The sequence below is a fragment of the Pseudomonas sp. CFBP 8772 genome, from assembly GCF_014841665.1.
Taxonomy (GTDB): domain Bacteria; phylum Pseudomonadota; class Gammaproteobacteria; order Pseudomonadales; family Pseudomonadaceae; genus Aquipseudomonas; species Aquipseudomonas graminis_B.
On the sequence record NZ_JACYUI010000003.1, the window covers coordinates 454818 to 467678 of the forward strand.

The 12861-nt window shown below is 62.1% G+C and carries 12 protein-coding genes; 2 read left to right on the plus strand and 10 right to left on the minus strand.

The annotated features are described in order from the left end of the window. Window positions 1–10 precede the first annotated feature (10 nt). The 9 genes from IFT99_RS08845 to IFT99_RS08885 form a co-directional block, all read right to left on the minus strand. Complete coding sequence (locus IFT99_RS08845; protein WP_192131666.1) at window positions 11–1093, minus strand: protein-glutamate methylesterase/protein-glutamine glutaminase; 1083 nt, start codon at window positions 1091–1093, stop codon at window positions 11–13. Next, window positions 1056–1589, minus strand: coding sequence for a chemoreceptor glutamine deamidase CheD (gene cheD, locus IFT99_RS08850; protein ID WP_192131668.1), 534 nt, complete (start codon window positions 1587–1589; stop codon window positions 1056–1058). The genes IFT99_RS08845 and cheD overlap by 38 nt, the downstream gene beginning before the upstream one ends. After that, the gene (locus IFT99_RS08855; RefSeq protein ID WP_192131670.1) at window positions 1586–2395 is read right to left on the minus strand and encodes a CheR family methyltransferase; all 810 of its coding nucleotides are present in this window, start codon (window positions 2393–2395) and stop codon (window positions 1586–1588) included. The genes cheD and IFT99_RS08855 overlap by 4 nt, the downstream gene beginning before the upstream one ends. An 11-nt stretch (window positions 2396–2406) precedes the next feature. Next, window positions 2407–2946, minus strand: coding sequence for a chemotaxis protein CheW (locus IFT99_RS08860; RefSeq protein ID WP_065990844.1), 540 nt, complete (start codon window positions 2944–2946; stop codon window positions 2407–2409). A gap of 36 nt (window positions 2947–2982) precedes the next feature. Next, window positions 2983–4641, minus strand: coding sequence for a methyl-accepting chemotaxis protein (locus IFT99_RS08865; protein WP_192131672.1), 1659 nt, complete (start codon window positions 4639–4641; stop codon window positions 2983–2985). A 29-nt stretch (window positions 4642–4670) separates the two neighbouring features. Continuing rightward, the gene (locus IFT99_RS08870) at window positions 4671–6725 is read right to left on the minus strand and encodes a chemotaxis protein CheW (RefSeq protein WP_192131673.1); all 2055 of its coding nucleotides are present in this window, start codon (window positions 6723–6725) and stop codon (window positions 4671–4673) included. A gap of 66 nt (window positions 6726–6791) precedes the next feature. After that, on the minus strand, window positions 6792–7079 hold the full coding sequence (locus IFT99_RS08875) for an STAS domain-containing protein (protein ID WP_192131676.1): 288 nt from the start codon (window positions 7077–7079) through the stop codon (window positions 6792–6794). A gap of 23 nt (window positions 7080–7102) precedes the next feature. Then, window positions 7103–7471 carry a response regulator gene (locus tag IFT99_RS08880; RefSeq protein WP_065990830.1) on the minus strand — a complete coding sequence of 123 codons (369 nt, stop codon included), beginning with the start codon at window positions 7469–7471 and terminating at the stop codon, window positions 7103–7105. 9 nt (window positions 7472–7480) lie between these two features. Next, window positions 7481–8695, minus strand: a complete 1215-nt coding sequence (locus IFT99_RS08885; RefSeq protein WP_192131678.1) for a methyl-accepting chemotaxis protein — start codon at window positions 8693–8695, stop codon at window positions 7481–7483. 572 nt (window positions 8696–9267) lie between these two features. Between IFT99_RS08885 and IFT99_RS08890 the strand changes: the two genes are divergently transcribed. Both IFT99_RS08890 and IFT99_RS26280 read left to right on the plus strand, forming a co-directional pair. Next, window positions 9268–9792: a cyclophilin-like fold protein gene (locus tag IFT99_RS08890; protein ID WP_192131680.1), complete on the plus strand. Its 525-nt coding sequence runs from the start codon at window positions 9268–9270 to the stop codon at window positions 9790–9792. A gap of 187 nt (window positions 9793–9979) precedes the next feature. Continuing rightward, window positions 9980–10375: a PA0061/PA0062 family lipoprotein gene (locus IFT99_RS26280; protein ID WP_244656934.1), complete on the plus strand. Its 396-nt coding sequence runs from the start codon at window positions 9980–9982 to the stop codon at window positions 10373–10375. A 79-nt stretch (window positions 10376–10454) separates the two neighbouring features. Here IFT99_RS26280 and IFT99_RS08900 read toward each other — a convergent pair whose 3' ends face one another. After that, a complete protein-coding gene (locus tag IFT99_RS08900) occupies window positions 10455–12833 on the minus strand; it encodes a membrane-bound PQQ-dependent dehydrogenase, glucose/quinate/shikimate family (protein WP_192131681.1) in 2379 nt (792 codons plus the stop codon). Between the last annotated feature and the right edge of the window lie 28 nt (window positions 12834–12861).

A 12861-nucleotide genomic window follows, 5' to 3' on the forward strand; every position in this document is an offset into this window, starting at 1 on the left:
GGCGGCCAGGCTAACCGTTGAGGATCGCCTGATGAATATGCTCCAGCGGCATGATCCGCTGGGCGGCGTTGAGCTTGATGGCCTCTTTGGGCATGCCGAAGACCACGCAGCTCGCCTCATCCTGGGCCACGGTGGCGGCGCCGGCGTCGAGCATCTCCTTGAGGCCGCGCGCGCCGTCGTCGCCCATGCCGGTCATGATAATCCCGGTGGCGTTCTTGCCGGCGAACTTGGCCACCGACCGAAACAGCACATCCACAGACGGCCGATGCCGGTTGACCTGGGGTCCGTCGATCACCTGGGCGTGATAGTAAGCACCACTGCGGGTGACCATCAGGTGCTTGCCACCGGGGGCGATCAGGGCCAGTCCGGGCAGGATGCGGTCGTTGTTGCGCGCCTCGCGTACCTCGATCGCACAGATGCTGTTGAGGCGCTCGGCAAAGGAGGCGGTGAACTTCTCGGGCATGTGCTGCACGATCACAATGCCCGGGCACACCCTTGGCAATGCCTTGAGCACTGCTTCCAGCGCCTGGGTTCCGCCCGTGGAAGTGCCGATCGCGACGATGCGTTCAGTGGTCTGCGCCATGGCGTGGCCACTGGCGGCAGGCAAGATGGCGTCCGCAGTCAACTTCCCGGCCGGGGCTGGCAACGGCGCCGGGCTGGCACTGCGCTTTCCCAGGTTTCTGACATTGGAGTTGGCCGCAGCGCGTATCGCCGCCACCAATTCTGCCGCCGATTCAATCAGGAAATTCTTTAACCCGGTCGTGGGCTTAGTGATGATTTCAACAGCGCCTGCCGACAGGGCCTGCAAGGAGGTTTCGGCGCCTTTCTGGGTCAGCGAGGAACAGATCACCACCGGCGTAGGTCGCTCGCTCATGATTTTCTTGAGAAAGGTGATCCCGTCCATCCGTGGCATTTCCACGTCCAGCACGATCACGTCGGGCCATTCCCGGGCGAGCTTGTCCATGGCGAAAATCGGGTCGGACGCGGCGCCCATGACGCGGATATCCGGCGTGTCGCTGAGAATGGCCATCAGCACCTGACGCACCACGGCCGAGTCATCGACCAGCAGTACGCTGATTTTTTTGGTAGGCATCGTGTTGAAGTGTTCCCATTGGTTGGTGCCGAACCCAGACGTTGCCGTTCCACACGTCGAACATGATCGTGCGGTGACCGGTGCTGCCCATGTCCTGAGCCGTCAAGTGCAGGTGGTAGCGCTCGGCCAGGGCCAGCGCCGCGCGAATATTCAGGCTGGCCACGTCCTCCGTGCGCAGGTCGCGCGGGTGGTCGGGAAACATCCTGCCGCCGCCGAACAGCTTGACCTGGTAATCCTGCACCTGAGTGCCGTTGATAAGGACGTGTCGAAGCAGCAATTCCATTGCCTCATCGCCATATCGGCCGTCCAGCGGCTGATCGTGACGCAGGCGTCCTGGCAGCATGAAGTGACACATGCCGCCGATCAGCCGTTGCGGGTGCCAGAACGTGATCGCCACGCAGGAACCGAGCAGTGTGCGCAAGCGCGTCGGCCGCGTCGCGAAACTGACCTGTCCCGGGGACAACACCACTTCGGCCGCGCCGACGGGCATTTTCATGGCTTGCGATAAATCGACGGCGCCACCAGCTTCAGGGTGTCGTTTACACCGTTGAGGCTTTCCGAGTGACTGATGATCAAGTAGCCGCCCGGTTTAAGCAGCGGCAGCATGCGTGCGACGACCTGGGTCTTGGTCGGCTGATCGAAATAAATCATCACATTGCGCAAGAAGATCACCTGGAACTCACCCAGGGCGGGCAGCGCTTCGTTGAGGTTGACCTGGACGAAATTGACGCGGCTGCGCAATGCCTTGTCCACCAGGAAGGTGCCCTCCTGGCGCCCGATGCCTTTCAGGCAGTACTTGACCAGCAGCGGCTGGGGCAACGTCTCGGCGCGACCCATGGCGTAATGGCCGCTGCGCGCTTTAGCGAGCACTTGGGTACTGATGTCCGAGCCGACGACTTCCCAGGGCGTGGTTCCAAGTCCCTCGGCCAGGGTCATCGCCAGGCTGTAGGGTTCTTCGCCCGAGGAACTGGCCGCGCTCCATACCCGAAACACCTTGCCCGGCGCAGCCTTGGGCAGCACCTGCTGACGCAGGAAGTCGAAGTGCTTGGGCTCGCGAAAGAAATAGGTCTCGTTGGTGGTCAGCAAATCCAGGGCGACCTGCAGCTCGCCCTTGCGCTCGTCCTTCATGATCAGCTTGAAGTACTCGCCATAGCTCTGCAGCTCGTAATGCTTGAGGCGCTTGAACAGGCGCCCGGCCACCAGCGCTTTCTTGGCGGGTGACAGGTTGATGCCGGCCGCGCGGTACAGCCAGCTCTGGAACTGACCGAACTCACTATCATCGATGGTCGCGTTGTCTGGCATAGGTTCGGGCCTCAACGCGGGTCGAGATCAAGGGCCGGCGCCTGACCGGCTTCGGCAAGGCTGGACATCTCGTCGATGGACAGCACGTTGTCCACGTCCAGCACGATCACGAACTTGCCATCGACCTTGGCCATGCCGCTGATGAAATCGGACCGAATCCGCGCGCCGAAGCTGGGCGGCGGCTCGATCTGTGAGGACGGAATCTCTTGCACCGCAGACACGGTGTCGACCAGCAAACCGATGTCCTGCGCCTGCCCCTCCTCGGTGCTCGCCTCAATGATGATGACGCAGGAGCGCCGGGTGATCGCCGAGTTGGCTCGCCCGAAGCGCGCCGACAGGTCGACCACCGGCACCACCGCACCGCGCAGATTGATCACCCCGCGCACAAACGCGGGCATCATGGGCACCACGGTCAGGCTGCCGTATTCGATAATTTCCTTGATCCCCAAGATGCCGATGGCAAACATCTCGCCGCCGAGCATGAAGGTCAGGTACTGCGCGTCCTCATCCACCGCAACTGCGGTCTGCCGAGTGGTCGTCACTGCGCCCATGTCGTTCTCCCTGTAGTCCCGCATCGATGCTTGTGATCAGAAGCGGGTGAATTCCGATTCGTCCGGGGCACTGGCCATGCTGTACGCGAACGCTTTGCGCGGCGGCTGCGGTTTCACCCGTGGCGGCTGATGGCCTGGCTTGCTGCCGGGGTTGTCCGCGCTGCTGCCTTGAGTGACGGGCCGCGGGGTTGAATCCAGCACGAAGAAGCTCATGGCCTGTTGCAGCTGTTCGGCCTGGCTGCTCATTTCTTCGGCGGTGGCGGCCAGCTCCTCGCTGCTCGACGCATTCTGCTGGGTCACCTGGTTGAGCTGGGTCATCGCCGTGTTGATCTGCGCGACGCCTGCGGCCTGCTCTTCGGATGCCGCGCTGATTTCCTGCACCAGATCGCTGGTCTTGTTGATGGACGGCACCATTTCGCCAAGCAACTTGCCGGCCTTCTCCGCCATGTCCACGCTGCTGGAAGACAGCTCGCCGATTTCCTGGGCGGCGACCTGGCTGCGTTCGGCCAGTTTGCGCACTTCGGCTGCGACCACCGCGAACCCCTTGCCATGCTCCCCGGCCCGAGCGGCCTCGATGGCGGCGTTGAGGGCCAGCAGGTTGGTCTGGTAAGCGATGTCATCAATGATGCTGATGCGCTGGGCGATTTTCTTCATCGCCACGACGGTTTGCTGGACCGAGTCGCCGCCCTCGGTGGCTTCCTTGGCGGCTTTGCTGGCCATGCCATCGGTGACTTTGGCGTTCTCGGTGTTCTGGTTGATGCTGGCGCTCATCTGCTCGATCGAGGCACTGGTTTCCTCGACGCTGGCCGCCTGTTCACTGGTGGCCTGGCTCATCGATTGCGCGGTGGCGCTGACCTGCTCGGAGGCGCTGGCCAGGTTGTCAGCGGCGTTGCGCACCTCGCCGATGATGTGTCCCAGCTTGCCGACCATGTTGCGCATGGCGTTGAGCACCATGCCGGTTTCATCTTTCGTGCCCGGTGCGATAGGTGCACTGAGGTTGCCTTCGGCCAACTGCTCGGCGGCGCTGGCGGCTTGTCTCAGCGGACGCGAAATGATCCGCGCGATGAACACGGCCAGGCCCAGGCCGATCAACAGGGCAGCGACCAGCGCCGCGATGATCGCCAGTCGGGCGCTTTCGTACAGCGCCGAGCCCTTGTCACCGGCAGCCGTCGCGCCGGCGTCATTGAGCTCGACCATTTTCTGCAAGCGGTTGGTCAAGTCTTCGAAACGCACCTTCGACTCACCCCTGAGCAGGCTGCGGGCCTGGTCCTCCTGGTTCTGCCGGGAGAGATCGAGCACCTGATTGCTGCTGGTCAGGTAGGAAGCCCATGCGCTTTTCGCCGCTGCCAGAAGCTGACGATCTTCGTCGTTCGACAGCAAGTTCTCATAGGTGCCCATGCGCGTTTCGAACTGCTGACGGGCCTCGGTGGCTTCCCGCTCGGCCTGGGCCTTCTCTTCAGCGGCATCGGTGCTGATGTGGCGGTTTTCTTTCAAGCGATAGTTGGCGGCAAAAAAACGCATGCCTGCCGCTGCACGCATGGAAGGCATCCAGTTACCCCGGATGTCCTGGGCCGCCTGGTTGACGGCCCCCAGCTGATGAATGGCGAAGACGCCCATCGCCGCAGTGAGGGCCAGGACAACCAGGAATGAGCTGATCAGCTTGGTGGAAATTTTAAGATCGTAGAACCATTTCATCGTGGAACCTCCAGGGTGTTGCAAATACGTCAGCGGGCGACGACGGTTGGCGAATAAGGCGCCTGGGTCGTGCGGGCTTCCAGTTGTACGATTTGATTGAGCAGTGCCGGTACGTCGAGGATCAGGGCCACCGCGCCACTGCCCAATATGGTCGAGCCGCTGATGCCGCGCAGTGCGCCAAACAACTTGCCCAACGGTTTGATCACGGTCTGGAACTCACCCAGCAGGTCGTCGACGACCAGCCCGGCCTTGTGCTCGGCGTAGCGCACCACCACCACATTCTGGCGTCGGCCGGCGCTGCCTTCGTGGCTGAAGTGCTCGCGCAGGTCCACCAGCGGCAACACCTCGCCTCGCAGGTCCAGGTAGCCCTTGTCACGGCTTGACTGGCGCTGGTGTTCGTCCAGTTCGATGCACTCCTGAACCATGTCCAGCGGAATCACGTAGGTGGAGGCATCGATCCCGACCAGAAACCCATTGATGATCGCCAGGGTCAGCGGCAAGCGAATACGCACCACGGTGCCCTGCCCCGGGTGACTGTCCAGATCGACGGTGCCGCGCAGCAGCGTGATGTTGCGCTTGACCACGTCCATGCCGACGCCACGGCCCGACAGGTTGGTCACCGCCTCAGCGGTAGAGAAACCCGGTTCGAAGATCAGGTTGTAGATCTCCTGATCGGAGAGCACCGCACCGCTCGCCACCAGGCCGCGCTCTTGAGCCTTCTCCAGGATCCGTTCGCGGTTGAGTCCGTTGCCATCGTCGGCGATTTCGATGACGATGCTGCCCGAGTCGTGGTAGGCGTTGAGGCTCAGATGACCCTTCCCCGCCTTACCGGCAGCACGCCGGGCATCGGCGCTTTCGATACCGTGGTCCATGGCGTTGCGCAGCAGGTGCATCAACGGGTCGCCGATCTTCTCAACGACGGTCTTGTCCAGTTCGGTTTCTGCACCGCTGATGGTCAGCTCGATGTCCTTGCCCAGCTCTTGGCTGATGTCCCGCACCACGCGGCGGAAGCGGTTAAACGTGTCGCCGATGGGAATCATGCGCAGGTGCAGTGCGCCGTCGAGGATTTCCTCCACCAGTCCCGAGACCGTCGACGTCGCTTCCTGCAGCGGGTCGTTGTTGCAGGAACGGGCCAACAAGCTGGCGCCGGCGCTCGCTATCACCAGTTCGCCGACCAGGTTGATCAGTTCGTCCAGCTTGTCCGCGTTGACGCGCACGTAGTTGCCGTCCCGGGTTTTCGGCTCACTGGCCGCCGGCAGACGCTGCACCGAAGCGGTCAGTGGGCCCTGCTCGGCCTGAGCAACCAGCTCGCTGCCGATGGCCACAGCGCTGTGGGGCGCTTCGTCGATGGCATCGATGCGCACGTCACAGTCGTCCCGCACGAAGTCGAAGACTTCATTGAGGGTGGCGTGGCTGGCCGTCGAGCGCAAATCGATCTCGAAACCCAGGTAGCAGCTTTCCGGGTCCCAGCTGTCCAGTGCCGGAATGCTGTCAGTGAGGGTCGTGACCTGGGCTATCTGACCCAGGGTTTCCAGGTAGCGCAGGAACGAGAGCGGGTCCATGCCATTGCGAAATACGTGCACACCGAAGCGCAGGGAGATATGCCAGAGCACCTCGGCCGGCGCGCCTGCACGGTCAGCAGCGCCGGCTTCTGTGTGTTGCGCGCCGGTGTCGGGGGTATGGTGCGACGCCTGATAGGTGCTCAACGCCTCGCGCAACGCCGCTTCACGCTCCAGGGCTGCCGGCTGGAGCGTCTCGCCACGACTGGCGACGACGTTGATCAGCTCCAGCATATGGTCGCCGCACTTGAGCAGCACCGCGATCAGCCGGGAGTCGACTGCCACACTGCCGTCGCGCAGTCGGTCGAGTACGTCCTCGACAATGTGCGTGAAGCTGACGACCGGGTTCAGGCCGAACAGGCCGGCGGACCCCTTGATGGTGTGGGCGGCACGAAAAATCGCGCCGATGGCATCCTGGTCGGCGGGCTCGGTTTCCAGTTGCAGGAGGGATTGCTCCATGACCTGCAACAGTTCGTGGGCCTCGACGATGAATGTCTGCAATGCCTGGTCGAGATTGATGCTCACCTGGACCTTCCTTGTCTATCAATGAACGTGCAATGAACGCGATTGGGGCACGCGTCGCTGGACTGGCTATGAAGCGGCTTTGCGACACAGCTCAAGGGCCTGCGTGACCGCCACGCTCTGGCCGGTGACGCTCAACGCTGTGCCAGCGCTGTCGGCTTCACGCTGGATGACCGCGAGCAACTGCAGCCCCGCGCCATCCATTTCGGTAACCTGCGAGAGGTCCAGCATCAGGCGTGGCGCGCCGCTTATCCGGGGCAACAGCTCGCCCGCCAGCTCGGCAACGGTGTAGATCGTCAGCTCGCCGTCAATGCTGACGCAGGTGCTGTCGTCGAGTGTTTCGATGGTGATCGGCATCGCAGCCTCCCTCGCGCAAGGATTCAGGGCAGGATCAGTTTCGACACCGCTGCCAGCATCTGTGCCGGCTGGAACGGCTTGACCACCCACGCTTTGGCGCCCGCAGCCTGCCCCTCGGCCTTTTTCGATTCCTGGGACTCGGTGGTCAGCATGATGATCGGGGTGAACTTGTAGCTGGCCAGTTTCTTGACCTCCTTGACGAAGGTGATGCCGTCCATGTTGGGCATGTTCACGTCGCTGATGATCAAGTGCACTTTCTGCCCGGTGAGCTTGCCCAGCGCATCCTTGCCGTCGCACGCTTCGATCACGTCGTAACCGGCGCTTTTCAAGGCAATGCCTACCACTTGCCGCACGCTGCTGGAGTCGTCGACCACTAATACATTCTTCGCCATGATGAGCTCCTAAAAGAAGGTGATGTCTTGAGAGTTCTGCTGCACAGGCGTCTCGCCACGATGGGTGCGCCGCTGCTCGTCGGTGGCGTAGGTAGCGTCCATTCGCGCCAGCCACTGGCGGGCGTCGATGGACGTTGCCTGGTCCGGGGCCTCGTTTGCCTGCCGCAGGTGGCCATGCAAATCTTCCATGTTGTCCCGCACGTGGCTGAGGATCTGGCTCACACGGTCCTGGAATTGCAGGTCGACCAGCACCTCCGTCATCTCATCACCAATGCCGCGGCTTTCCTGCTTGAGCAGGTCCGCGGATTCGGCCAGCCGGCCAGTGATGTTATGGAAGCGCTCGAGCACGACTTGAATGCTGTTTTCTGACGCGGCCACCGATTGGCTGTCCTGATCGGCGCTGCTGGAGGCGGCGTGCACCAATTGCGTGATGCCGTTATTGATGATGTCGACCTTGGCCGACATCTGCTGGCCGGTTTCACTGGATTTGCTCGACAGGCTGCGCACCGCGTCGGCCACCACGGCAAAGCCGCGACCGGCTTCACCTGCCCGTGCCGCCTCAATGGCCGCGTTCAGCGCCAGCAGGTTGGTCTGCGCGGCAATGGCTGCTACGTCGGCGGCCATGGTGCGCAGTTCGCCGGTATACGCGGTGAGGCCGCGCACCTGGGCCAGGGTTTGGTCGCGGCTGGTTTGAGCGGCCTTGAGCGAGTTGATCACCTGGCTCAAATCGCTTTCGCTGAGTGACAGCACTTCAAGCGCCCCGTCTGCGGTTTGCCCGTCGAGTTCGCCGGCAGCGCGCTGGGAAGCCTGAACCGTTTCCTGCAATCGCGCGGCGATCCCGATGAAACGGTTGGTCAGATTCACAATCGCTTCTTCGGTCTGATACCGAGAGCTTTCCACCTGCCGGGCCCAGATCGGCATGGCGCCCAGCAACACCTCATTGAGTTGTACGCCCGAGGTCATGCCGTTGCTCGCCGCGTCCGCCTCTGACTGCTCCGCCTGCGCCCGAGCCGTGGCTCGCAGCACCACGTCACGCTGGGAAGCTGCACTCCAGGCACCTGCGCCGAGGCCGATCAAAACCAGCGCTGCGCACGCGATGAGGTTGGGGAGAGAGGTTGACTGGGCGAGTATCCATGCAACGGCAGGCACGACCGGAATCAAAGCGAACCAGAGAACACGCGGATGAAGAGGAGGGGCAATGCGAATGGATTGACGCTGGGTCATGGGTTCGATCCTTGAACAAACTTGCGTATGTAACTGACATCACGGTTATCTGCCCAGTGCGTCACAACTTGAGTCATCCCCCTCTGCCTTCCGTCTGGTTTATGACTGTCGCGTGACGCTGAAGAGGCCTGCGCTCCTTGTAACCGCCGGCCACGATGACCCGATTGAGGGTCATTCCAACGTGCCAAATCGTAAACTTTTTTGTTGCGGCACGATGCGCAAAGTGTCCGAACCCCCTGCTATCGCATTGGCAGGATGGTGGGATCAGGGCTCGGCAAAGATCGACCATCGTCAACATCCTGATTAAGACTTATATAAAAGTCTGGAGATTGAAACGCCCTTCCCCGGGCAACTGGCGCGCCCTGCCCTGCAACTTTCCGGCATTGGTGAAGTTTGTTCATAAAAGCATTCTGGAGAGCCGTATGGTTCAGGCCAATTCCCCGACGTAGAGTGTTGTGACAGCAGGTATCCGATGGGGATTGGACGCGAAAGCAATGAGATCGCTGACCACTTACCCCATCACGGCTGATTAACATTTTCCGAATCACCCCACTGCATAAGGTGCCCACAGGATGCGCGACAAACGATTCGCCCTATTCACCCAAGCTCATGTCGGGGGCGCAAGGGGACTGACGCGGGCCTTCGGACTTCTGTTGGGCCTGACAGCCTTGAGCGAAAGCAATGCCTCGCCTGCGACCCCCGTGGGCCCTGCCCCCGCGGCCACGTCAGCCACCGCGCAGCTTCCAGAATCCCGTATCTGGATGACGGTTCGCGACACGCGCTTCGCGATCACCCTGGCGGATACACCAGCGGCGCGGGCATTTGCCGCCCTGCTCCCACTCTCCATCGACATGCCTGACCTGAACAATAACGAGAAGCACGCTGAACTGCCGACATCGCTGCCAACAAGTACGATTCGCCCCGGCACGATCCACAGCGGCGATCTGATGCTGTACGGACCACGCACGCTGGTCGCGTTCTACGCTACTTTCTCATCGCCCTATTCCTACACTCGTTTGGGCCGCATCGACAATGCCGCCGAACTGGCCCGCGTCTTTGGCAGCGATGCAGTACGCATCGCTTTTTCAAAACAATAACGTCAGACGATTTTTCTCAAAGGGCTGCGCTTTTTAACGGCCCGTTGGTGGACATCGTTTTTATAACGAAAGCACTCACGTTGCGATTCTTGAGTGACGGCGCCTGCCGTCGTGTCGAGCGCCGCGGGCGAAGCGTGGTGCGCGTTAAATATTTAAAGACATTAACCAATTAACGAACGGGCATCCCATGAAATTACGTACTTTTGCGACAACCTTAGTGTCTGTCGCGGTCATAGCCGGCTGTACCACTGGAACACCGCGCCCTGAACCTGGAAAGTCCATCGTCGACATTAAGGCCCACGCAGGAGATGACGTGATCGCGAGACGTCTCGACGGAAATCAGGCCAACAGTTTGAATCGCTTCATTGTTTCGCCAGGCAGGCATTCGATGGAACTGGGGATTGTGATGATCGGGTATCAGAACAGTCATCGTCGCTGCACGGCAACGCTGGACTACGACGGATTTGCGGCCGATGAGCGCTACACATTGGTACAGAGCCGAGCGGATGCAGAGGTCAAGGTGTCGCTGCTGGACAGTCGAGGCGTTGCGGTGGCTCAAGCCGGCAAGGTGCCTTGCCTTTAATCAGCCAATCGGCCCGGCAGGCATTGCGAACTGAAACGAGCGTGGCATCCAGCAAATGTGTGGATGCCACGCTGGCGTCTCAGGGTTTGGGCGCCGGCAACGCGAACGCCACGATCTTGTTGTTCAAGCGCGTTTTGAGCGCTTTCTTGCCCCCTGCCGCAATGACCACGAACTGCCTGCCGCTGTGGGGACCGATATAGGTCACGGGGCTGGCATTGCCGCCCCCTGGCAAACGCGCCGACCAGAGTTCTTCACCGCTGTGCACATCCAGTGCCCGAATCGTGCGCTCGGCGGTCGCCGCAATGAAGATCAGACCACTGCGGGTGCTGACCGAGCCGCCGGTCATTGGCGTCCCCACCGTCACGGGCAACATCGACGGGATGCCCAGCGGGCCGGTGTCTCTTGCCGTCCCCAGCGGTCTGGACCAGAGCAGTTTACCGCTGGCCAGATCCACCGCCGAAATCAGGCCCCATGGCGGCGCGTTGCAGGGCGTGCCGAGCACCGATAAGAAGGTTGTGCCGTAAGCGCCGTAAGGCGTGTTGAGCATGGGCCGCTGCGCATCACCCCCCGGGCTCTGACCGTCCGACAGCCTGAACTTGCGTTCAACCGCCTCCTCCCGGCTGACCAATTCGACGCGGTCCACCATCCGCAGCCAGTTGACGACCATCACGCCATGGTCAAGGTCCACCGACACACCGCCCCAATTGATCCCTCCGGCCGAACCCGGCGCGATCAGCACGGGCTTGCCCAAGGTAATCGGCGTCAGGTGCCCCTCGTAGCGTGACTGGCGAAACTGAATGCGGCACAGCATCTGGTCCAATGGGGTGATGCCCCACATGTCACGTTCCTGCAGCGTCGGCTGGCGAAACGCGGGCAAGCCGATCGACGCAGGCTGAGTCGCCGACAGCCGCTCGCCCTCCGCGATTCCGCCCTGAGGCACTGCCTGCTCTTGAACGGGCGCAATCGGTTTGCCCGTCTCCCGATCCAGGACGAAGACCTCGCCGCGCTTGGTCGCCTGAATCAGCGCATGGCGGATGACGCCGTCGACGGGCAGATCAACCAGCGTCGGCTGAGCCGGCACGTCGTAATCCCAGATGTCGTGATGGGTGGTCTGGAAATGCCAGCGCAACCGACCGGTTTCAGCGTCCAGCGCAATGACGGAGCTTGAGACCTCGTCGTCCCCCGGCCGGCGCAAACCGCCGAAGTTGTCAGGGGTTGCATTGCCCATGGGCAGATAGACCAGGCCGAGGGTTTCATCGGCGCTGATGGGTGCCCAGCTGTTGGGTGAGGAAGGTGAGTAAACCTCGCCACTGGGCGGAGCACCGGCACGATCAGGCTGCTCGGAGTCATAGGTCCAGGCCAGTTGGCCGGTCGCGGCGTCGAAGGCGCGGATGACCCCGGACGGGCCGCCCCAGTACTGACCGTCCGGAATGCCGCCACCGACGACCACCTTGCCGCGAATGATCTGCGGCGCCGAGCTGACGTAATACAGACCGTGCGGGTAGGCCTTGATGCCCTCTCGCAGGTCGACGAAGCCCTTGTCGCCGAATTGCTCGCAGAACTCGCCTGTGCGGGCATCAAGGGCCACCAGCCCGGGCATCTGATTGGGCGCGATGATCCGTTGGGCGCAGGGCCCCTCGGCATTGGGGACCTGGTAGAAGGCGACGCCTCGGCAGGGTTTGCCGGATGCCGCCGTGCCGCCTGAAATGTCCTGATGCCAGCGCTCTTTGCCGGTTTCCGCATTAAGGGCGGTGACGCGATTCTGATCGTTACAGGCATAAAGCGTGTCGCCGACCATAATCGGCACGACTTCAAGGCCACCCTCCGGTCCCGGCCCCATAGGGCCTGTCTCAGCTTCCCAGGCGACTTGCAATTGCTTGACGTTGTCGGGCGTGATCTGCGTCAGCGGGCTGAAACGTGTACCGCCCTGATCATTGCCGAAAGCGGGCCAATCCTGTCGAGCGGCCGCCTCAGTCATGCCGTTTGCCGGGGGATAACTGTTCGATACGCCTGCGCGCAGCAGCGGATCAGAGCCCTCGCCCGACTGGCCATGCAGCACCGCGCCCACCCCAACGCTCACCGTCAACACCGCCAGCGAGCCGAGCCATGCCGATCGGCGCGGAGTTCGAAGCCCCACGGTGCTGGCCACCAGCAGAACGGCCAGCAGCACAGGCAGTCCGAGCCGTGGCAGTAACTGCCAGCCCTCGAACCCGACCTCCCAGACACTCCATGCCACCGTCGCGGCTAACATCATTCCGTAAAGCGGGATAACGCGAGGGTCGCGCCGGAACACGCCGATGGCGCAGATAACCCAGACGATGCCTGCCACCCCGTACCAGGCAGATCCGCCGTCACTGAGCAATACCGCACCGCCTAGAGTCATGGCGACACCCAAAATGGCCAATACCCCGCCAACGCCCTGTCTGAAGAGCCGGGCTGTTCTGTTTTCCATGCGCATGATGTGCCTGTCTGTGAAGGTGTGTTGT

Excerpts from the sequence above, each read along its gene's own strand:
- IFT99_RS08875 (WP_192131676.1), bottom strand. The coding sequence starts at position 7,079 with ATGCCGATCACCATCGAAACACTCGACGACAGCACCTGCGTCAGCATT.
- IFT99_RS08845 (WP_192131666.1), bottom strand. The coding sequence starts at position 1,093 with ATGCCTACCAAAAAAATCAGCGTACTGCTGGTCGATGACTCGGCCGTG.
- IFT99_RS08880 (WP_065990830.1), bottom strand. The coding sequence starts at position 7,471 with ATGGCGAAGAATGTATTAGTGGTCGACGACTCCAGCAGCGTGCGGCAA.
- IFT99_RS08865 (WP_192131672.1), bottom strand. The coding sequence starts at position 4,641 with ATGAAATGGTTCTACGATCTTAAAATTTCCACCAAGCTGATCAGCTCA.
- IFT99_RS26280 (WP_244656934.1), top strand. The coding sequence starts at position 9,980 with ATGAAATTACGTACTTTTGCGACAACCTTAGTGTCTGTCGCGGTCATA.
- cheD (WP_192131668.1), bottom strand. The coding sequence starts at position 1,589 with ATGAAAATGCCCGTCGGCGCGGCCGAAGTGGTGTTGTCCCCGGGACAG.
- IFT99_RS08885 (WP_192131678.1), bottom strand. The coding sequence starts at position 8,695 with ATGACCCAGCGTCAATCCATTCGCATTGCCCCTCCTCTTCATCCGCGT.
- IFT99_RS08860 (WP_065990844.1), bottom strand. The coding sequence starts at position 2,946 with ATGGGCGCAGTGACGACCACTCGGCAGACCGCAGTTGCGGTGGATGAG.
- IFT99_RS08855 (WP_192131670.1), bottom strand. The coding sequence starts at position 2,395 with ATGCCAGACAACGCGACCATCGATGATAGTGAGTTCGGTCAGTTCCAG.
- IFT99_RS08900 (WP_192131681.1), bottom strand. The coding sequence starts at position 12,833 with ATGCGCATGGAAAACAGAACAGCCCGGCTCTTCAGACAGGGCGTTGGC.
- IFT99_RS08890 (WP_192131680.1), top strand. The coding sequence starts at position 9,268 with ATGCGCGACAAACGATTCGCCCTATTCACCCAAGCTCATGTCGGGGGC.